17 protein-coding genes are annotated in these 20,846 nt (G+C 71.2%); 13 read left to right on the top strand and 4 right to left on the bottom strand.

The window, feature by feature from the left end:
- Positions 1 to 109: 109 nt before the first annotated feature.
- From IO24_RS0138475 to IO24_RS0138465, 3 genes are all read right to left on the bottom strand, one after another.
- Entirely contained in the window at positions 110 to 2,170 is a 2,061-nt protein-coding gene (locus IO24_RS0138475; protein ID WP_031144279.1) for a M4 family metallopeptidase, read from the bottom strand.
- A gap of 250 nt (positions 2,171 to 2,420) precedes the next feature.
- A complete protein-coding gene (locus IO24_RS0138470; protein ID WP_031144278.1) occupies positions 2,421 to 4,322 on the bottom strand; it encodes an ABC transporter ATP-binding protein in 1,902 nt (633 codons plus the stop codon).
- Positions 4,319 to 6,124 (bottom strand): ABC transporter ATP-binding protein, encoded by a 1,806-nt coding sequence (locus IO24_RS0138465; protein WP_031144277.1) that lies wholly within the window; start codon positions 6,122 to 6,124, stop codon positions 4,319 to 4,321. Before IO24_RS0138465 ends, IO24_RS0138470 begins: the two co-directional genes overlap by 4 nt.
- A gap of 244 nt (positions 6,125 to 6,368) precedes the next feature.
- Here IO24_RS0138465 and IO24_RS0138460 point away from each other — a divergent pair, with 244 nt between their 5' ends.
- From IO24_RS0138460 to IO24_RS0138445, 4 genes are read left to right on the top strand one after another with little or no spacing between them, the layout of a single operon-like run.
- On the top strand, positions 6,369 to 7,280 hold the full coding sequence (locus IO24_RS0138460; RefSeq protein WP_031144276.1) for an ABC transporter ATP-binding protein: 912 nt from the start codon (positions 6,369 to 6,371) through the stop codon (positions 7,278 to 7,280).
- On the top strand, positions 7,277 to 8,026 hold the full coding sequence (locus IO24_RS0138455) for an ABC transporter permease (RefSeq protein WP_031144275.1): 750 nt from the start codon (positions 7,277 to 7,279) through the stop codon (positions 8,024 to 8,026). Before IO24_RS0138460 ends, IO24_RS0138455 begins: the two co-directional genes overlap by 4 nt.
- Before the next feature lie 44 nt (positions 8,027 to 8,070).
- Positions 8,071 to 9,324, top strand: coding sequence for a sensor histidine kinase (locus IO24_RS0138450; protein ID WP_420823250.1), 1,254 nt, complete (start codon positions 8,071 to 8,073; stop codon positions 9,322 to 9,324).
- Positions 9,325 to 9,331: 7 nt separating this feature from the next.
- A complete protein-coding gene (locus IO24_RS0138445; protein ID WP_031144272.1) occupies positions 9,332 to 9,976 on the top strand; it encodes a response regulator in 645 nt (214 codons plus the stop codon).
- 34 nt (positions 9,977 to 10,010) lie between these two features.
- Here IO24_RS0138445 and glgX read toward each other — a convergent pair whose 3' ends face one another.
- Positions 10,011 to 12,263, bottom strand: a complete 2,253-nt coding sequence (gene glgX, locus IO24_RS0138440; RefSeq protein WP_031144270.1) for a glycogen debranching protein GlgX — start codon at positions 12,261 to 12,263, stop codon at positions 10,011 to 10,013.
- Positions 12,264 to 12,450: 187 nt separating this feature from the next.
- On the opposite strand from glgX, the gene IO24_RS0138435 reads away from it, so the two are divergent.
- The 9 genes from IO24_RS0138435 to IO24_RS0138395 all read left to right on the top strand — a co-directional run bounded on the left by IO24_RS0138435 (position 12,451) and on the right by IO24_RS0138395 (position 20,752).
- Positions 12,451 to 13,695 carry a L,D-transpeptidase gene (locus tag IO24_RS0138435; RefSeq protein WP_031144268.1) on the top strand — a complete coding sequence of 415 codons (1,245 nt, stop codon included), beginning with the start codon at positions 12,451 to 12,453 and terminating at the stop codon, positions 13,693 to 13,695.
- A gap of 153 nt (positions 13,696 to 13,848) precedes the next feature.
- Complete coding sequence (locus IO24_RS0138430) at positions 13,849 to 15,081, top strand: L,D-transpeptidase (RefSeq protein ID WP_031144266.1); 1,233 nt, start codon at positions 13,849 to 13,851, stop codon at positions 15,079 to 15,081.
- A 78-nt stretch (positions 15,082 to 15,159) separates the two neighbouring features.
- Complete coding sequence (locus tag IO24_RS0138425) at positions 15,160 to 15,927, top strand: enoyl-CoA hydratase/isomerase family protein (protein ID WP_031144264.1); 768 nt, start codon at positions 15,160 to 15,162, stop codon at positions 15,925 to 15,927.
- A 169-nt stretch (positions 15,928 to 16,096) separates the two neighbouring features.
- Complete coding sequence (locus tag IO24_RS0138420; protein ID WP_078899568.1) at positions 16,097 to 16,705, top strand: ATP-binding protein; 609 nt, start codon at positions 16,097 to 16,099, stop codon at positions 16,703 to 16,705.
- Between the two features lie 76 nt (positions 16,706 to 16,781).
- Positions 16,782 to 17,960, top strand: a complete 1,179-nt coding sequence (locus IO24_RS0138415; protein WP_031144260.1) for a YncE family protein — start codon at positions 16,782 to 16,784, stop codon at positions 17,958 to 17,960.
- A 91-nt stretch (positions 17,961 to 18,051) separates the two neighbouring features.
- Complete coding sequence (locus tag IO24_RS0138410) at positions 18,052 to 18,666, top strand: ADP-ribosyltransferase (RefSeq protein ID WP_031144259.1); 615 nt, start codon at positions 18,052 to 18,054, stop codon at positions 18,664 to 18,666.
- A 45-nt stretch (positions 18,667 to 18,711) separates the two neighbouring features.
- Positions 18,712 to 19,626, top strand: coding sequence for a helix-turn-helix domain-containing protein (locus IO24_RS0138405; protein WP_031144257.1), 915 nt, complete (start codon positions 18,712 to 18,714; stop codon positions 19,624 to 19,626).
- Positions 19,627 to 19,685: 59 nt separating this feature from the next.
- Positions 19,686 to 19,898 (top strand): EF-hand domain-containing protein, encoded by a 213-nt coding sequence (locus tag IO24_RS0138400; RefSeq protein WP_031144255.1) that lies wholly within the window; start codon positions 19,686 to 19,688, stop codon positions 19,896 to 19,898.
- A 191-nt stretch (positions 19,899 to 20,089) separates the two neighbouring features.
- Positions 20,090 to 20,752 (top strand): NADPH-dependent F420 reductase, encoded by a 663-nt coding sequence (locus IO24_RS0138395; protein WP_031144252.1) that lies wholly within the window; start codon positions 20,090 to 20,092, stop codon positions 20,750 to 20,752.
- Positions 20,753 to 20,846: the final 94 nt, after the last annotated feature.

The raw sequence follows: 20,846 nt of genomic DNA, 5'->3' as shown, positions 1-20,846 counted from the left end.
GCCCCGGGGGATTCGAACCCACCGGGGCGGCGCCCTGACTTGAGGCCTGCCGGCTACGGACCTGTGGCCCTACGGACCTGTGGCCCTGTGGCCCTACGGGCCTGCGGACCTACGGGAAGGTCAGCTTCCAGCTGTTGATGTAGCCGGTGTCGCGGGCCGCGTTGTCCTGCACCCGCAGCTTCCAGACGCCGTTGGCCACCTCGGAGGACGCGTTCACCGTGTACGTGGTGTCGATGTTGTCCGCGCTTCCGCCGGTGCCGTATCCCTTCAGCGTGTACGCCGTGCCGTCGGGGGCCACCAGGTCCACCTTGAGGTCACCGACGTAGGTGTGGACGATGTCCACCGCGACCTGGAGGTTGGACGGCGCGTTGCCCGTCCGGCCGGAGACGGTGACCGACGACGTGACCGCCGCGCCCCGGTCCGGGATCGCCACGTCGGCGGCGTTCTCGAAGGACGTGCCGCCGCCGCCTCCGCCGCCGGAGCGGGCGCCGACGTTGATGCCCGCCCACGCGTCCTGGACCGCCTTGTACTCGGCGCTGTCCGTGCCGTAGAGCTCACCGGTGGCCGCGAGGGTGCCGGTGCGGGCGCCCGCGTAGTTGGTGGTCGAGGTGAACTTCGTGGTCAGCGCGCGGAACCAGATCTTCTCCGCCTTGTCCCGGCCGATGCCGGTGACCGGAAGGCCGTCCGAGGTGGGCGAGTCGTACGTGACACCGTTGATGGTCTTGGTGCCGCTGCCCTCGCTCAGCAGGTAGAAGAAGTGGTTCGCCGGGCCGGACGAGTAGTGCACGTCGATCGAGCCGATGCCCGAGTACCAGGCGTCCTTGGACGCGCCGTCCTTGCTCGGCTTGTCCATGTAGCGAAGCGGTGTGCCGTCGCCGTTGATGTCGATCTCCTCGCCGATGAGGTAGTCACCGACGTCGGAGGAGTTGTTCGCGTAGAACTCGACGGTCGAGCCGAAGATGTCGGAGGTGGCCTCGTTCAGGCCGCCGGACTCGCCGGAGTAGTTGAGGCCCGCGGTGTTCGAGGTGAGCCCGTGGGTCATCTCGTGCGCCGCCACGTCGATCGACGTCAGCGGGTTGGCGTTGCCCGAGCCGTCGCCGTAGGTCATGCAGAAGCAGCTGTCCGACCAGAACGCGTTGACGTAGTTGTTGCCGTAGTGGACCCGGGAGTACGCGCCCACGCCGTCGCCGCGGATGCCGGAACGGCCGTGCACGTTCTTGTAGTAGTCCCAGGTCAGGGCGGCACCGTAGTGCGCGTCGGCGCCCGCGGACTCCAGGTTGGACGGGGTGCCGTTGCCCCAGACGTCGTCCGGGCCGGAGAAGAGGGTGCCGGTGCCGGAGGTGCCGCGGTTGAGGTTGTACGTCTTGTGGTTGCCGCGGGCGCCGTCGGTGAGGTTGTACGTCGCCCCGGACTGGGTGGTCGTGAGGTCGACCGTGCCGGAGTACACCGTGTTGCCGGTGCCGGTCTCGATCGCCTCCCACTCGTACAGCTTCTCGCCGGTGGTGGCGTCGGTGACGACGTGCAGTTCCTGCGGGGTGCCGTCGTGCTGGAAGCCGCCGACGACCGTCTCGTAGGCCACGACCGGCTTGCCGTTCGCGGCCCAGATCACCTTGCGGGGCTCACGGTTGATGCCGGGGTTCTTGGCCTCGTCGGCCTTGCCGGCGGTCAGGGCCTGCTGCCGGGCCTTGGCGACGGTCACCGCGGTCTTCGTCGTGGCCGGCTTGATGGCGGCGCGGGTGGCCTTCACGACGGCCGTGGTGGCGTCCGCCTTCGTGCCCTGAACGACCAGGTCGCCGCCGAGGACCGGCAGGCCGTCGTAGGTGCGCTCGTAGCGCGTGTGCACGGTGCCGTCGCGGTCCTTCAGGACGTCGCGGACGACCAGCTTCTCCTTGGCGCCGAGGCCCAGGTCCTTCGCGGTCGCCGCCTTGGCGGCGTCGGCCTCGCGGATCAGCGCGGCGCGCTGGGCGGGGGTGAGCTTGACCGACTCCGAGCCGGGGTTCGCCTTGCTCGCGGCCGACGGTGCCTTCTCCGGGGCTGCGGTGGCGGTGCCGCTCTGAACGGCGGCGGCGATCAGCGCGGCGACGCCGGCGAGGGCCACGGCCGCGGTGCGGCGGGGGGTGTGGGGAGTGCGTCTGTGGGAGGTGCCTCTTCGTGAGGAACTGCTTCTCAACACTGACTCCTTCTGCGGGACCGGGGGTCGCCCGGCCTGGGGAGGTGGAGGTGTTGCTGTGGGGTTCCTGTGGAGCAGTCGTGGGAAGCGTGGCAGGCGACTGCGCTTTCTGTCAGGACCGCGTCAAAAGTATGGCCGGAAACGGTTCGTTGTCCGGAAGTTCATGTTCGATATGCGGACGATTCACCGTCCTCGGGCAGGCCCCGTGGCAGCCGTCTCGGCGCGTCGACGCCCGCCCTCCGCCGCCGTCCTACGCCAGACTGTCCCGCCAGGCCCGGTGCAGATCCGCGAACCTGCCGGTGCCTTCGATGAGTTCGGCCGGTTCGCCGTCCTCCACGATCCGGCCGTGCTCCATCACCAGGACCCGGTCCGCGACCTCGACGGTCGACAGCCGGTGCGCGATGACCACGGCCGTACGGCCCTTCAGCACGGTCGTCATGGCCCGCTGCACCGCACGCTCCCCGGGGATGTCCAGTGAACTGGTCGCCTCGTCGAGGATCAGCACGGCCGGGTCGGCCAGCAACGCCCGCGCGAACGACACCAGTTGCCGCTGCCCGGCGGAGATGCGGCCGCCCCGCTTGCGTACGTCGGTGTCGTAGCCGTCGGGCAGGGCGCTGATGAAGTCGTGCGCGCCGATCTCCTTCGCCGCCTGCTCGATCTCCTCGCGGGTGGCGTCCGGGCGGCCGATCGCGATGTTGTCGGCGACCGTGCCGGAGAACAGGAACGCCTCCTGCGTCACCATGACCACCCCGCGCCGCAGTTCGGGCACGGCGAGGTCGCGCAGGTCGACGCCGTCCAGCAGCACCCGGCCGGGGCAGGGGCCTCCCTTGCCCGAACGCGGTCGAGAGCCCGGGGAAGGGTCGTAGAACCGGGCCAGCAGCTTGGCCAGCGTCGACTTGCCGGCGCCCGTGGAGCCGACGACCGCGACCGTCTGCCCGGCCGGGATGGTGAGGTCGAACGTGGGCAGCACCTCGCCGCCGGTGCGGTAAGCGAAGCGGACGCCGTCGAAGACCACTTCACGGCCGGGGTGTTCGCTCTCGAGCGGCGGGAGCTGCCGGGGAGCGGCCGGCTCGGGGACCGACGGGGTCTGGGCGAGCAGGCCGGCGATCTTCTCCAGGGAGGCCGCCGCCGACTGGTAGGAGTTCAGGAACATCCCGAGCCGGTCGATGGGGTCGTACAGCCGCCGCAGGTACAGCACGGCCGCCGCCAGCACACCGAGGGCCAGGGTGCCGTCCGCGACCCGGGAGGCACCCCACAGCACGATCGCCGCGACCGCCGTGTTGGCGACCAACCGTGAGCCGGTGACGTACCGGGCCATCTCCAGGAGCGCGTCGCCGTTGGTCCTTTCGTGCCGCCGGTTGAGCTCGCCGAAGTCCGCGTCGTTGGCCGCCTCGCGGCGGAAGGCGCGCACCGGGCGGATGCCGTTCATCGTCTCGACGAACTTGACGATGACGGCCGCGATGGCGGTCGACCGCGCCCGGTACACCCGGCCGGCCCGCCGCTGGTACCACCGCACGAGGGCGTAGAGCGGCACCAGGGACGCCACCGCCACGCCCCCGAGGCCCAGGTCGAGCCAGAGCAGCATCGCCGAGATGTAGACGAAGGAGAGGATGACCGTCACGAGTTCCTGGAGGCCCTCGTCCAGCAGTTCGCGCAGCGACTCCACGTCGGCCGTGGAGCGGGAGATGATCCGGCCCGAGGTGTAGCGCTCGTGGAAGTCGACGCTCAGCGCCTGCGCGTGGCGGAAGATCCGGCCGCGCAGATCGAGCAGCACGTCCTGGCTCACCCGGGCCGCGGCACCGACGAACGCGAACTGCAGTCCGCCCGCGGCCAGGGCGCACGCCAGATAGCCGGCGCCCACCGCGATCAGCGGCCCGTGGTCCTGCGCCCGGAACGCCGGTACGGCACGGTCGATGGCGTACGCCACGAGCAGCGGGCCCGCCTGCACGACCGCCTGCTGGAGCAGCAGCAGGAGCGTCGTGACCGTGACCCGGGCCTTCATGGGCGCGAGCAGGGACCGCAGCAGGGCTCCGGTGGCTCCCGGCGGTGTGGGCAGGACGTCCCGGTCGAAGGGATCGCCGGTGGCGAGGGGGAGATCCTCGGGCCGGTCGTCGGGTTTCTTGCCGGCCGGTGCGCTGGTGGCCGCCGTCATCGTGCGCCCTCCTCTTCCCCTGACATCAGATGCGCGTACTCGGCGTTCGTACGCAGCAGTTCGTGGTGGGTGCCGACCGCGGCGATCCGGCCCCCGGACAGCAGCGCGACACGGTCGGCGAGCAGCACGGTCGAGGGGCGGTGCGCCACGATCAGGGCGGTGGTGTCCGCGAGGACCTGCCGCAGGGCGGCCTCCACGGCGGCCTCGGTGTGCACGTCCAGGGCCGACAGCGGGTCGTCCAGGACGAGGAACTCCGGCTGCCCGACGACGGCCCGGGCGAGCGCGAGGCGCTGGCGCTGACCGCCGGAGAGGCTGAGGCCCTGCTCGCCCACCTGGGTGTCCGCCCCCTGGGGCAGGGCGTGTACGAAGTCGGCCTGGGCGACGGCGAGCGCACGCTCCAGGTCGGCCGTGCCGGCGGTGTCCTTCGCCCCCATGAGAACGTTGTCGCCGACCGCGGCCGAGAACAGGGTGGGCTCCTCGAAGGCCACGGCGACCTTCGTGCGCAGCGCTTCCCTGGACAGGTCGGTGATGTCGACGCCGTCGAGGGTGATGCGGCCCGAGGTCAGCTCGTAGAGGCGGGGGATGAGCGCGGTGAGGGTGGTCTTGCCGCTGCCGGTGGCGCCGACCAGGGCCATGGACTCGCCCGGGCGGATGTGCAGGTCGATGTGCTGGAGGACGGGCGGGGTGCCGGGCGGGGCGTCGGGGTAGCGGAACCCGACGTCGTGGAAGCGGAGCCCCTTGTCCCGGACGTCCACCGAGCCGGTGTCCGGGGCAGTGCCCGAGCCGGTGTCCGGGGCGGCGGTGGTCCCCTCCACCTCCTCGTCCATGACCTCGAAGTACCGCTCCGTCGCCGTCGCCGCCTCCTGGCTCATCGCCAGCAGGAACCCGATCGACTCCACCGGCCACCGCAGCGCCAGCGCCGTCGACAGGAACGCCACCAGCGTCCCCGCCGACAAGGCACCGTCGGCCACCTGGACGACCCCCACCACCAGCGCCGCCCCGATCGCCACCTCCGGCAGCGTCACGATGACGCCCCAGATCGTCGCCAGCAGCCGCGCCTTGCGCAGTTCCGTGCCGCGCAGCGTCTTCGACAGGTCGCGGAACGCCCGCGCCTGACTCCGGTGGTGGCCGAAGCCCTTGATGATGCGGATGCCGAGCACACTCTCCTCGACGACCGTCGTCAGGTCGCCGACCTGGTCCTGGGCGCGCCGGGCCAGCGCCGCGTAACGCTTCTCGAAGATCACGCAGGTGACCAGGACGGGCACGGCCGGCCCGAGGACGACCAGGCCCAGCGTCCAGTCCTGAAGCAGCATGATGATCACGCCGACGAGGATCGTCACCCCGTTGACCAGGAGGAACGTCAGCGGGAAGGCGAGGAACATGCGCAGCAGCATCAGATCCGTCATCCCCCGGGACAGCAGCTGCCCCGAGGCCCACCGGTCGTGGAAGGCCACCGGCAGCCGCTGGAGGTGCCGGTACAGAGCCGCCCGCATCGACGCCTCGACACGCGCGAGCGGCCGGGCCACCAGCCACCGCCGCAGCCCGAAGAGCAGGGCCTCCGTGAGACCGAGCAGCAGCAGGCACAGCGCGCCGAACCACACCCCCGCCGGGTCCCGGCCGGCGATCGGCCCGTCCACCATCCACTTCAGCACGAGCGGGATCACCAGGCCCACGCAGGAAGCGAGTATCGCGACGAACGCGGCACTGAACAGCCGCGCGCGCACGGGCCGCACGTACGGCCACAGGCGCAGCAGCGCACGGACGGCGGAACGGTCCTGGGCGGGGGCGGGTGTCGTGGCCATCAGCAGCGAGCCTACGGATCGCCACTGACACTGCCCACCGACTTTCCGCCGGACCCGGATCGGCCGTCGGTCCTACGACCTGGGGGTACCTCCCTGCCCGAGCGAAGCGAGAGCGTGGGGGAGCGTTGGACGGGCCGTACGGTGGCACGGGCCGAGTCGTAGGGCCGCATCAGCCGATCGGCCGATGCCCGTTCGAGCGCGACGGCCGATGTGGCGGACCCCGCCTCGCCGGGACCCTCTTCGTATGCCGACCGCACCTGTCATCGAAGTCACCGAGCTGCGCAAGAGTTACGCCGGCCGTCTCGCCGCCGACGGGGTCTCCTTCGCCGTGGAGGAGGGCGAGATCTTCGGGATCCTCGGCCCGAACGGCGCCGGGAAGACCACCACCGTGGAATGTGTCGAGGGGCTGCGCGTGCCCGACTCCGGCCGCGTCCGCGTGACGGGCCTCGACCCCGTCGCCGACCACGAGCGGGTCGCCCGGGTCCTGGGCGCCCAGCTCCAGGAGAGCACGCTCCAGCCGAAACTCACCGTCCGCGAGGCACTGGAGCTGTACAGCACGTTCTATCCCAGCCCCGCCGACTGGCGGCCCCTGGCCGAGCGCCTCGGGCTGGAGGAGAAGCTGTCCACCCGGTTCGCCAAGCTCTCCGGCGGCCAGAAGCAGCGCCTGTTCATCGCGCTCGCCCTGATCGGCGACCCCCGGGTCGTGGTCCTCGACGAGCTCACCACCGGCCTCGATCCGCGCGCCCGCCGGGACACCTGGCAGCTCATCGAGGACGTCCGCGCCCGGGGCGTCACCGTGCTGCTCGTCACCCATTTCATGGAGGAGGCGCAGCGGTTGTGCGACCGGATCGCGGTGATCGACCGGGGCCGGGTGGCCGCCCTGGACACCCCGGCCGGGCTGATCCGCCGCTCCGCGGGCGCCACCGTCATCAGCTTCACCCCGTCCGAACCGCTGGACGACCGTGCGCTGAACGACCTCCCCGCTCTGGCCGGGACGGAGAACAAGGACGGCCGGATCACGCTGTCCGGCACGGACGACACGGTCAACGCCGTGCTCTCCCTGCTCGCCCGCCACCACATCACCGCCCACCAGCTCCGCGTCACCGACGCCACGCTGGACGACGCGTTCCTGGACCTGACGGAGGCCTCCGCATGAGCACCGCCCTGATCAACCCGGCTGTGCTGCGCAGCGAGTTCCGGCTCTTCCGCCGCGAGCCGGGCAGTCTCTTCTGGATCCTGCTCTTCCCCAGCCTGCTCCTGGGCATCCTCGGCTCCGTGCCGTCGTTCCGCGAGGCGCAGGACGGGCTGGGCGGGCTGCGGAGCGTCGACGTGTACGTGCCCGTGAGCGTCCTGATCGCCCTGATCATGGCCGGCGTGCAGGCGATGCCCCCGACCCTCACCGGCTACCGCGAGAACGGGATCCTGCGCCGGCTGTCCACCACCCCGGTCCGGCCCGCCTCCCTGCTCGCCGCCCAGATGCTGGTGAACGGCCTGGCGGCGCTGGCCTCCGCGCTCCTCACGCTCGCGGTGGGACGGCTCGCCTTCGACGTACGGCTGCCCGAGCAGCCCGCCGGGTACCTGCTCGCGCTGCTCCTCGCCGTGCTCGCCGCGCTCTCCCTCGGAGCGGTCGTCTCGGCCCGGGCCCGGACGACGAAGATCGCGACGGCGATCGGGACCGCGGTCTTCTTCCCCATGATGTTCTGCGCCGGGGTGTGGCTGCCGGTGCAGGCCATGCCGGACGTGCTGGCCCGTATCGTCGAGTGCACCCCGTTCGGCGCCGCCGCGCGGGCCCTGGACGAGGCAGCCGCGGGCGGCTGGCCGGGATGGGGGCACCTGGCCGTACTCGCGGCGTGGACTGCGGTGCTCTCGGTGTCCGCCGCCCGCTGGTTCCGCTGGGAATGACCGGAGCCGGGGGAGGGAGCGGGGCCGTGGCCGAGACTGGTGGCATGACGGACCTGGCGGGTGTCGAGCAGCGGTGGGCCGCGTACTTCCGCTGGGGGCCGTACGGGATGCTCGCGGCCGGCACGGTGCTGTCCCTGGCGACGGTGGACGTGGTCGGCATGAGTTCGGCGGAGCGGTACACGGCCGTCGCCCTGACCGGCGCCGCGATAATCCTCCAACTGGCGTGGGGGTGGTGGTCCCGTGACCGGCCCCTGGCCCCGTCGGTGCCGGGCGCCTGCTACTACTTCACGCGCTGGGCGCTCGGCTTCGCCCTCAGCTGGTGCAACCCCTTCTTCGCCTTCTACGCCGCCGCCGGTTTCGTCGGCCCCGAGCGGCTGCTGCGGGGGCGCGCCCTCCCACTCGGGCTGCTGGGCACCGCGGTGACGATCGCGGGCTCCCAGTCCGGCGGCATGCCCCCGCACGGGCCGCTGGCCTGGGCGGTGTTCGGCGGGCTGCTCTGCATCCACGTCTCGCTCATCGTCGTGTTCGGCCGGCTGGCCGCGCGCGAGGAGGAACGCACCCGCATCCAGACCGACACCATCGGCGAACTGGAGCGCACCAACGCGGCGTTGCAGCAGGCCCTCGACGAGAACGCGGCCCTGCACGCCCAGCTCCTGGTACAGGCGAGGGAGGCCGGGGTCGCCGACGAGCGCCGGCGGCTGGCCGCCGAGATCCACGACACCATCGCCCAGGGGCTGACCGGCATCATCGCCCAGCTCCAGGTCGTGGCGAACACCCCCGACCCGGACCTTGCCCGCGAGCACGCGGCCCGGGCGACGGACCTGGCCCGGCACAGCCTCGGCGAGGCCCGCCGCTCCGTGCACAACCTCGCCCCCGTCGCCCTCGCGCACGACGGCCTGCCCGAGGCCCTGGAGAAGACCGCGTCGGAATGGTCCGAACGCACGGGCGTGCACGCGCGGTTCACCGTCACGGGCACGGTCGAGCAGCTCCACGACGAGGTCGCGGCCACCCTGCTGCGCATCGCCCAGGAGGCCCTGTCCAACACCGCGCGGCACGCCCGCGCCTCCCGCGTCGGCGTCACCCTGTCCTTCATGGGCGACGAGGTCACCCTGGACATCCGTGACGACGGCCGCGGCTTCGACCGGACCGCCGTACGGGAACACACCAGCACCGGCGGGTTCGGCCTGCCCGGCATGTGCGCCCGCGCCGAACGCATCGCCGGCTCCCTCACCGTCGAGTCCGAACCGGGCCACGGCACGGCGGTGTCGGCTCGCGTACCGTTGGTCCGCCATGACTGAAGACGCCATGACGGGGGACGCCCCGGTCACCCTGCTGATCGTCGACGACCACCCCGTCGTCCGGGACGGCCTGCGCGGCATGTTCGAGTCCGCGACGGGCTTCCACGTCCTGGGAGAGGCGTCGAACGGCGTCGATGCGGTGTCGCTCGCCGCGGGCCTCGACCCGGACGTGATCCTGATGGATCTGCGCATGCCGGGCGGCGGGGGAGTGGAGGCCATCCGCGACCTGACCCGTACCGGCGCCCGCGCCAAGGTCCTCGTCCTCACCACCTACGACACCGACTCCGACACCCTTCCCGCGATCGAGGCGGGCGCGACGGGCTACCTCCTGAAGGACGCCCCGCGCGAGGAGTTGTTCACGGCGGTACGGGCGGCGTCGGAAGGCCGTACGGTCCTCTCCCCGGCGGTGGCCTCCCGCCTGGTCTCCGCGGTCCGTACGCCCAGGGCCCCCGGCAACGAGCCGCTCTCCGCCCGCGAACGCGAGGTCCTGGCCCTGGTGGCCAAGGGCACCTCCAACCGCGAGATCGCCCGCGAACTGTTCATCAGCGAGGCGACCGTGAAGACCCACCTCACCCACCTCTACGCCAAGCTCGGCGTCAAGGACCGCGCGGCGGCGGTGGCGGTGGCCTACGACCGGGGGATCCTCGGCTAGGGGGTGCCGTTCGGATCACGCCGCAGACGTACGCTCACCCCGCCACCCGCAGCAGCAGCACCGCCCGCGCCGGCATCGTGATCTCCGTGCCCGCCCGGTGTTCCACGCCCGGTGCCTCCCCCTGCTCCTCCAGGCTCGTGTCGACGACGACCTCGTACCGCTCGGCCCAGGGCGGCCCCGGCAACCGGAAGTTCACCGGCCCCTCGCCCGCGTGCAGCACGGCCAGGAAGCTGTCGTCGAGGATCTGCTCCCCGCGCTCGTCGCGGCCCGGGATGTCCCGGCCGGACAGGTACATGCCCAGCGTGGCGGCGGGCGCGTACCAGTCCTGCTCCGTCATCTCCGTGCCCCGGGACGTGAACCAGGCCAGGTCGCGCAGCCCGTCCGCGGTCTGGGCCCGGCCGGAGAAGAACGCCCGGCGCCTGAGCACCGGGTGGCGGTGGCGCAGGTCTATCAGCCGGGAGGTCAGCGCGAACAGGGCCTGCCAGCCGGGATCCTCCAGCAGCTCCCAGTCCAGCCAGCTGATCTCGTTGTCCTGGCAGTAGGCGTTGTTGTTGCCGCGCTGGGTGCGGCCCAGTTCGTCGCCCGCGACCAGCATGGGCACGCCCGTCGACAGCAGCAGGGTGGTCAGGAGGTTCCTCAGCTGCCGGCGCCTGAGCGCCCGGACGCCCTCGTCGTCCGTCTCACCCTCGGGGCCGCAGTTCCAGGCCCGGTTGTCGTTCGTGCCGTCGCGATTGCCCTCGCCGTTGGCCTCGTTGTGCTTGCGCTCGTAACTCACCAGGTCGCGCAGGGTGAACCCGTCGTGCGCGGTGATGAAGTTGACGGACGCGTACGGCCTGCGCCCGCCCCAGGCGTACAGGTCGCTGGAGCCCGACAGGCGGTAACCCATCTCCCGTACGTCCGGCAGCGCGTGCCGCCAGAAGTCCCGTACGGCGTTGCGGTACCGGTCGTTCCACTCCGTCCACAGCGGCGGGAACGCCCCCACCTGATAGCCGCCCGACCCCACGTCCCACGGCTCGGCGATCAGCTTCACCCGACGCAGCACCGGGTCCTGGGCGATGACCGCCAGGAACGGGGAGAGCATGTCGACGTCGTGCATGGAACGGGCCAGCGCGGCCGCCAGGTCGAAGCGGAAGCCGTCCACGCCCATCTCCGTGACCCAGTAGCGCAGTGAGTCGGTGATGAGGCGCAGCACCTGCGGCTGGACCACGTGCAGGGTGTTGCCGCAGCCCGTGTAGTCGGCGTAGCGGCGGGCGTCGTCCTGGAGGCGGTAGTAGCCGCGGTTGTCGATGCCTTTGAGGGACAGGGCCGGGCCGAGTTCGCCGGCCTCGGCGGTGTGGTTGTAGACCACGTCGAGGATGACCTCGATCCCGGCCGCGTGCAGGGCGCGCACCATCCGCTTGAACTCGCCGACCTGCTGGCCGGTCGTCCCGGAGGCCGCGTAGGCCGCGTGCGGGGCGAAGTAGCCGATGGAGTTGTAGCCCCAGTAGTTCTTGAGGCTTCTGCGCAGCAGATGGTCCTCATGCGCGAACTGGTGCACCGGCAGCAGCTCCACCGCCGTCACGCCCAGCTTCACCAGATGCTCGATCGCGGCCGGGTGAGCGAGGCCGGCGTAGGTGCCGCGCAGTTCCTCGGGGATGCCCGGATGCAGCCGGGTGAAGCCCTTGACGTGCAGCTCGTAGATCACCGAGTCGGCCCACGGCGTCTTCGGGCGGCGGTCGTCGGCCCAGTCGTCGTCATCGTGGACGACGACCCCCTTCGGGACGTGCGGCGCCGAGTCCCGGTCGTCGCGCACGGTGTCGGCGACATGCTGCTGCGGCCAGTCGCGGACGTGCCCGTACACCTCCGGCGGCAGACCGAAGTCCCCGTCCACCGCCCGCGCGTACGGGTCGAGGAGCAGCTTCGCGGGGTTCCAGCGGGCGCCCGTCCAGGGGTCCCAGCGGCCGTGCACCCGGTAGCCGTAGCGCTGCCCGGGCAGTACACCGGGGACGAAGCCGTGCCAGATCTCGTGGGTCAGTTCGGCGAGCCGGACCCGGGACTCCTTGCCCGACTCGTCGAAGAGGCACAGCTCGACCCCCTCGGCCCCGCCCGCCCACAACGCGAAGTTGGTGCCCGCCACCCCGTCCGGGCCGACCCGGAACCGGGCGCCCAGCGGTGTCGGCGCGCCCGGCCACGCGGGCATGGCGGGGGGCGGCGCGGCCCGCCGTGCGCCGTTCACGGCGGCGGCCTGGCGCCCGTTCCCGGTGGCCTGATGACCGGCCACCGCCTCCTGCTCGGCTGCGCTGGACACCTGTCAGCCTCCCGCGGCTCGTGGGACGACGGGGGACAGAGGGGTGCGGCCTGTGCTGCGGCCCGGGTCGCGGCTCCCCTGCGCGTCGTCCTCCCCACTGTTCTGCCCAGAGCGTGGGTCGCACTCACGTTTCCCCGGGGGCGGGCATGGTCGTTTCCCGGGGACACGGCCGGTCGTTGGGCACCTCGTGAGGCACGTACAAGGGCGCGCGCGGCGCGCGAGGGCCGCGCTGGCCGCCGTAGTGACATGGGCAGGGCTCCTCGCCGGGGCCACGGGCTGTACCTCGGACGACGCGGGCGGGATCGCCGGGGCGTTCGGCGCGCCCCCGGCGCCCGAGGACGTCATCAAGGTCTCGCCCGGCGACGGCAGCAGGGGAGTGCGCCCCGGGAAGAAGCTGCGGGTGCGCGTGCCCGACGGCCGGCTGGAGAAGGTGAAGGTCGTCAGGTCGCAGGACGCGCAGGAGTCCCCGGTGCCCGGGCACCTCTCCGCCGACGGCCTGGCCTGGGAACCCGACGAGGAGCGGCTCGCGCTGGCCGCCAAGTACACGATCGACGCGGTGGCCGTGGACGGCGACGGGCGCCGCTCGGCCCGGCACACCACCTTCACGACGTATGTCCCCGAGGAGCGGTTCATCGGCTACGTCGCCCCGGAGAACCGTGCCACGGTCGGCATCGGAATGATCGTCTCCCTGGAGTTCAACCGGGAGATCGCGAACCGGGCGGCCGTCGAACGCGCGGTGCGTGTCACCGCCCGCCCGGCCGTCGAGATCCGCCCGCACTGGTTCGGGAAGACCCGTCTCGACTTCCGCCCCGAGGACTACTGGAAGCCGGGCACCCAGGTCACCGTCGCCCTGCGCCTGCGCGACGTCGAGGGGGCGCCCGGTGTCTACGGCCTGCAGCACAAGACGTTCTCCTTCACCGTCGGCCGCAGCCAGGTCTCCGTGGTCGACGCCGCCGCGCACTCCATGGAGGTCCGGCGCGACGGCGAGCCCCTGGCCACCGTGCCCGTCACGGCAGGCGCGCCCAAGAACACCACGTACAACGGCAAGATGGTGGTGACTGAGATGCTCGACGTCACCCGGATGAACGGCGCCACGGTCGGCTTCAAGAAGCGCGACGGCAAGGGCGAGTACGACATCCCGGACGTCCCGCACGCCATGCGTCTGACCGACTCCGGCACCTTCCTGCACGGCAACTACTGGGCGCATCACTCCGTCTTCGGCCGCACCAACGTCAGCCACGGCTGCATCGGCCTGCGCGATGTGAAGGGCGGCGGTTCGGCCACCCCGGCCGGCTGGTTCTTCGACCGCAGCCTCATCGGGGACGTCGTCGAGGTCGTCAACAGCAATGACAAAAAGGTCTCTCCTGACAACGGGCTCGGAGGATGGAATATGAGCTGGAATGCATGGAAGGCGGGCACCGCGGTGAAGTAGCCCGACAAGGGGACGGGTTGACCGGTGATCGGTTGGGACCGAACGGTGACAATCGCGGGCCGCCGGTGCCGTTCACCCTGTGGTTACTATTCGCCGACGCGCGGGGGACGCGCGGGGTACGGGCCTGACCAGGCCCGGGGAGGGGAGAACCACTTGAACGGGCGACCGATATCGGGGGCGTCGGTTGGGCGCAGGAACGGAGTGCTCGCGCTGATACTCGGCGGGCTGCTGCTCGCCGTCACGGCGTGTGGCGGCGGGGGGACCGGCTCCGGTTCCGGCGGAGGCGACAACAAGGGCAAGGACTCGGACGCCTCGCAGAGCAAGCAGTCCGAGGCGGTCGTCGGCATCACCCCCAAGGACGGAGCCAAGTCCGTCGACACGAGCGGTGCGCTGAAGGTCACCGCCACGAAGGGGAAGCTGACCGAGGTCGAGGTCAAGGACAGCAAGGGCAAGAGGGTCGACGGCGAGATAACCGGGGACGGCGCCAGCTGGACGCCGTCCACCCACCTGGCCGGCGCCACCAAGTACACGGTCCACGCGGTCGCCAAGGACTCCGAGGGCCGCACGGCCGCGGAGGACGCGGGCTTCACCACGCTGACCCCGGAGAACACCTTCATCGGCACCTTCACCCCGGAGGACGGCTCGAAGGTCGGCGTCGGGATGCCGTTCTCCATCCGCTTCTCGCGGGGCATCACCAACCCGGAGGACGTCGAGAAGGCCATCCGCATCAAGACGGAGCCGGCCGTCGACGTCGAGGGCCACTGGTTCGGAAACGACCGGCTCGACTTCCGCCCCGAGAAGTACTGGAAGCCCGGCACCAAGGTGACCGTCGACCTGAACCTCGACGGCGTCGAAGGCCGCTCCGGCGTCTACGGCGAGCAGGACAAGACGGTGAAGTTCACCATCGGCCGCAACCAGGTCTCCGTCGTCGACGCCAAGAAGCTGACGATGAAGGTCATGCGCGACGGCAGGACCATCAAGACCATCCCGGTCACCACCGGCCAGCCCGGCATGGAGACCTGGAACGGCCAGATGGTCATCAGCGAGATGCTCCCGGTGACCCGGATGAACGGCGAGACGGTCGGCTACGGCGGCGAGTACGACATCAAGGACGTCCCGCACGCCATCCGCCTGACCACCTCCGGCACCTTCCTGCACGGCAACTACTGGGCGAGCGGAGCCTTCGGCAACTACAACGCCAGCCACGGCTGCATCGGCCTGCGGGACGTGCGCGGCGGCTGGGACAAGAAGGTGCCGGCCGCGTGGTTCTTCAACCACTCGATGATCGGCGACGTGGTGGTCGTCAAGAACTCCGAGGACCGGATCGTCGACCCGGACAACGGGCTCAACGGCTGGAACATGTCGTGGGAGAAGTGGAAGAAGTAGCTCTTCCCCGACCCGAGGGCCCCGGTGTGACGGACCGCACCGGGGCTCCGGGCGTTAGTGGCCGTTAACCTGCTGCCTATGACCGTCTCTCTCGAAGTCGCCGAAGGCGTCGGCACGCTCCGTCTCGACCGCCCGCCCATGAACGCGCTGGACATCGCCACGCAGGACCGGCTGAAGGAACTCGCCGAGGAGGCCACGCGCCGCGAGGACGTCCGGGCCGTGGTGATCTACGGCGGTGAGAAGGTGTTCGCGGCCGGCGCGGACATCAAGGAGATGCAGGAGATGGACCACACCGCGATGGTCCTGCGCGCCCGCGCCCTGCAGGACTCGTTCACGGCGGTGGCCCGGATCCCCAAGCCGGTCGTCGCGGCCGTGACGGGCTACGCGCTGGGCGGCGGCTGCGAGCTCGCCCTGTGTGCCGACTTCCGCATCGCCGGCGAGAACGCCAAGCTCGGTCAGCCGGAAATTCTGCTCGGCCTGATCCCCGGCGCCGGCGGCACCCAGCGCCTGGCCCGCCTGGTCGGCCCCTCCAGGGCCAAGGACCTCATCTTCACGGGCCGGATGGTGAAGGCCGACGAGGCCCGCGAGATCGGTCTGGTGGACCGGGTCGTCCCCGCCGACGAGGTCTACGCGCAGGCGCACGCCTGGGCCGCGAAGCTGGCGCAGGGCCCGGCGCTCGCGCTGCGTGCGGCGAAGGAGTCGATCGACACGGGCCTGGAGGCGGACATCGACACGGGTCTCGCGATCGAACGGAACTGGTTCGCGGGCCTGTTCGCCACCGAGGACCGCGAGCGCGGGATGCGCAGCTTCGTGGCGGAGGGCCCGGGCAAGGCGAAGTTCCTCTGAACATCCCTCCAGGGGCTTGCAATTGACGCGGTGTCTGACCCGGGGTCCCTCGATGGGGCGGTTTATGGCAGCCTTAAGACAGCCTTAAGCCCATCTGGTCGGGGGAGTCCGCCGCTCCCCCCGGAACGGAACATTCCAGCAGGTCGGGCGGGGTGCGGGCGATCCTGAAGTGCCTTTGGCATATGACGGAGGACTGCCGGTTCACCGCCCGTTCCGGGGGGCGTATTCCCCGGGAAAGGCCCCGTGGGACGCCCCGGGCGGCCATGATGGGGGTATGGCGGGGCTGGAGGGTATGGAACAGCCGCGGGGACACGCTCATGCGGCCGCGGCGCGCTGGTCGCCGACCGTCGAGGACGAACACGCGCTCAAAGCGCTCGAGTTGTACGGCAACCCGACGGAGGCAGAGGTTCCACTGCCGTCCCGCCCCGAGTCCGCGGCCACCGCCCGGCGGCTCACCCAGGTCGTGGTCCTGCGCCAGTGGGGGCTCACCCCCAAGACCACGGAGGACGCGGTCCTGCTCGTCTCCGAACTGGTCGGCAACGCCGTCCGCCACACCGGCGCCCGAGTCTTCGGACTGCGTCTGCACCGGCGCCGCGGCTGGATCCGCGTCGAGGTGCGCGACCCCTCCCGGGGGCTGCCGTGCCTGATGCCGGTCCAGGAGCTGGACATCAGCGGCCGGGGCCTGTTCCTCGTCGACAAGCTGGCCGACCGCTGGGGGGTCGATCTGCTGCCCCGCGGCAAGACCACCTGGTTCGAGATGCGGGTCGCCGACCGCTGAGCGCGCGCCTTGCCTCACCCGGTCGCCGGACGGGCGAATCACGGGTTTCCCTCCGAGGCGCCCATTAAATGGTGCAATGCACCGCCATCTCGTCAAGAGCGCCCTGGTCGCGGGTGCCGCCCTCGCCGTCCTCGCCGCCTGCGGCACCGGGAGCGGGGAACGGACCTCCGAGGCGCGCGGCACCAAGGCCGCCGTGCCCGCCCCGCCCGAGAAGAAGCCCGTCAAGGGCCTGCCCGGCATGCCGCCCGTCCTGGACCCCGAGGACGTCTACGCGGCCGACCGCCCGAACAAACTGTCCCCGGTGGTCAAGGACTTCCCGTCCCGGGTCTACGTCCCCAACACCGAGTCCGACACGGTCTCCGTCATCGACCCGAAGACCTACGAGATCATCGAGACGATCCCCGTGGGCCGGCAGCCCCAGCATGTCGTGCCGTCCTGGGACCTGAAGACACTCTGGGTCAACAACAACCGCGGCCACACCCTCACCCCGATCGACCCGAAGACCGGCAAGGCGGGCAAGGAGGTCGAGGTCCACGACCCCTACAACCTCTACTTCACGCCCCACGGCAAGTACGCCGTCGTCATGGCCTCCCTCGACCGCGAGCTGGTCTTCCGCGACCCGCACACCATGAAGATCAAGAAGACCGTCCCGGTCTCCTGCTACGGCGTCAACCACGCCGACTTCTCCCTCGACGGCCGCTACTTCATCGTCTCCTGCGAGTTCAGCGGCGAACTGCTCAAGGTCGACACCGAGCGCATGGAGGTCGTCGGGCAGCAGCGGCTGCCGTTCGAGGGCGCCATGCCGCAGGACGTGAAGATCTCACCCGACGGCAAGAGGTTCTACATCGCCGACATGATGGCCCATGGCATGTGGGTCCTGGACGGCGACAAGTTCACCGAGCCCACCCTGATGCCCACCGGCAAGGGCTGCCACGGCCTCTACGTCAGCCGCGACTCCCGCGAGATGTACGTGTCCAACCGCGGCGAGGGCACCGTCTCCGTCTTCGACTTCACCCAGGACAAGCTGACCAAGAAGTGGGACCTGCCCGACGGCGGCAGCCCCGACATGGGCGGCGTCTCCGCCGACGGCAAGGTGCTGTGGCTGTCCGGCCGCTACGACGCCGAGGTGTACGCCATCGACACCCGCACCGGCACCCAGCTCGCCCGTATCCCGGTGGGCAGCGGCCCGCACGGCCTCGCGGTCTACCCGCAGCCGGGCCGCTACTCGCTCGGCCATACGGGCATCTTCCGGTGACACCATCCGCCGTCCACCGCAAGGAAGTTGACACGCTCTGATCGAGTGAGGGTCCCGGTCCCGCCGCGGCGGAACCGCGATCGTGCCGTGCATGATCGCTCTTCGCCTGCGGCGGCGGACCGCTGCCGCCGCACTCAGCCTCGCCGCCGTCCTCACCACCACGGGCGCCGCGCCCGCCCAGGCCCCGGCCGCCACCGCCAGGGCCGCCGCCCCCGCGCCGGCCGCCTGCCCCGTCCAGTTCGACGACAAGGTCAAGGCCGCCGCCGACCGCCGGGTCGACGTCGGCCGCATCACCCCCGACCCGTCCTGGCGCACCACCTGCGGCACCCTCTACCGGGCCGACGGCCGCGGCCCGTCCGTCGTCTTCGAGGAGGGCTTCCACCCCAAGGACGTCGTGAACGGCCAGTACGACCTGGAGAAGTACGTCCTGGTCAACCAGCCGTCCCCGTACGTGTCGACGACGTACGACCACGACCTGTTCAAGAAGTGGAAGTCCGGCTTCAACTACTACGTCGACGCCCCCGGCGGCATCGACGTCAACAAAACCATCGGCGACACCCACAAGTGGGCCGACCAGCAGGAGGTCGCCTTCCCCGGCGGCATCGCCCGCCAGTACGTCATCGGCGTCTGCCCGGTCGACAAGCAGACCAGGACGGAGATCATGAGCGAGTGCGAAAGCAACCCGCACTACGAGCCGTGGCACTGACCGGCCCTTGAGTCTCCACCCGCTGGAGGGTGCAGACTCCCGCACATGATCGACGACGGCACCGGACTGCTCACCATCGGGGAACTGGCCCGGGTCACCGGACTCACCGTGCGCACCATCCGCTACTGGTCCGACGAGGGCGCCCTGCCCCCGGTGACCCGGTCCGCGGGCGGCTACCGGCTGTACGACGCGGCGTCCGTGGCGCGGCTGGAGCTGATCCGCACCCTGCGCGAGCTCGGCCTGGGCCTGGCGGACGTCCGCCGGGTCCTGGCCGGGGAGACGACGGTCGCGCAGGTCGCGGCCACGCACGTGGTCGCGCTGGACGCGCAGATCCGGTCGCTCAAGGTGACCCGCGCGGTGCTGTCGACCGTGGCGAAGCGGGGTTCCGACGCGGAGGAGATGACTCTCCTGAACAGATTGGCACGCCTGTCGGCGGCCGAGCGGCGGCGGATCGTGGAGGAGTTCGTGGACGAGGTGTTCCACGGGCTCGACACCGCGGACCCGGTGATCCGTGAACGCATGCGGAGCACCGCCGCGGACCTGCCCGAGGAGCCCACCCCCGAGCAGGCCGACGCCTGGCTGGAGCTGGCCGAGATGCTCGGGGACCCGGACTTCCGGGCCGCGATGCGCAAGGTGGCCGAGTTCAACGCGGCCGACCGCGGTCATGACGCGCCCGCCGGGGCGTCCCTGTGGTTCTCCCGGCGGCTCGTGCAGCTGGGAGCCGAGGCCCGCGAGCGAGGTATCGCCCCCGAGTCGCCGGAGGCGGCCGACGTGCTGCGCGAGCTGCTGGGCGACGCCGACCCGGCCACCGTGCTCACCCGGCTGCGGTCGCACGCCACCCACCAGGTCGCCCGGTACCGCGAGTTGCTCGCCGTGGTGAAGGGCACCGGGCCGGGGGCGGCCTACCGCGAGGAGTTCACCTGGGTGGTCGCCGCGCTGGAGGCGCACACGGCCGGTTAACCTGACCTGCGTCAGACCTGCGTCACTAGGACGTACAGCACGAGATGAGGGGCGGATCGGTGGCGGACATCGAGGAAGCACGCAAGCAGTTCGAGCGGATCGATACGGACGGTGACGGATTTATCACCGCTGCCGAGTTCAAGGCCGCCCTCGCCCGGTCGGGCGACTGGAACGTCACGGAGTCGGTCGCCGAGGTCGTCATCAAGACCCGCGACCTCGACGGCGACAAGCAGCTGAGCTTCGACGAGTTCTGGGCCTACCTGAACAAGTAGGCGCGGGCCCGCCGGTTCGCCGAGCGAAGGGGCCCGGTCCGCGATCGCCGGACCGGGCCCCTCGCCATGCCGGGCGTGAAGTGCGCGAGGACCGCTTCCCGGACTCGGAATAGCTCACCCGCCCCGGAGGTTGACCCCGTCCACAAGGCTCCGCGAGGCGCTGTTCATCTCCACAAGGGCGAGGCGAGGACATGAAGATCGGCATCATCGGAGCGGGCAACATCGGCGGCAACCTGACCCGGCGGCTCGCCGCCCTCGGTCACGACGTGTCCGTCGCCAACTCCCGAGGCCCCGAGACGCTCACGGCCCTGGCGCAGGAGACCGGCGCGACGCCCGTGACGGTCGTAGAGGCCGCGCGGGGAGCCGAGATCGTCGTCGTCACCATCCCGCTGAAGGCGGTCCCGGACCTTCCCTCCGGCCTCTTCGACGGCGCGGCGGACGGCGTCGCGGTCATCGACACCGGCAACTACTACCCGCGGCAGCGCGACGGCAGGATCGCCGCGATCGAGGACGACGGCCTCACCGAGAGCCGCTGGACGGAGCGCCGGCTCGGCCACCCGGTCGTCAAGGCCTTCAACGGGACCTTCGCCCAGGACATCCTGGACCGCCCGCTCCCCGCAGGCGACCCGGGCCGCATGGCCCTGCCGGTGGCCGGCGACGACGAGGCGGCCAAGCGCAAGGTACGGGACCTGATCGACACGCTCGGGTTCGACACCGTCGACGCGGGCGGCATCGACGACTCCTGGCGCCAGCAGCCCGACACCCCGGTCTACGGCCTGCGCGACGGCGTCGAAGCGGTCACGAAGGCCCTGGCGGAGGCGTCCCCGGAGCGCACGCCGGAGTTCAGCGGCTAGAGGTTGTCCCGTAACCGGTGTGGCGGTTGGTGCGTTGGCTGGGCATGGGTGGGGTGATCTCAGCGGATGATCCGAAGTGGATCGAGCCGTTCTC

Origin of the sequence: Streptomyces flavovariabilis (assembly GCF_000725785.1) — a bacterium.
In the GTDB taxonomy this organism is placed as follows: domain Bacteria; phylum Actinomycetota; class Actinomycetes; order Streptomycetales; family Streptomycetaceae; genus Streptomyces; species Streptomyces hawaiiensis.
The sequence above is the reverse complement of the archived record's forward strand: the minus strand, read 5'-3'. Positions and strand labels throughout refer to the sequence as shown.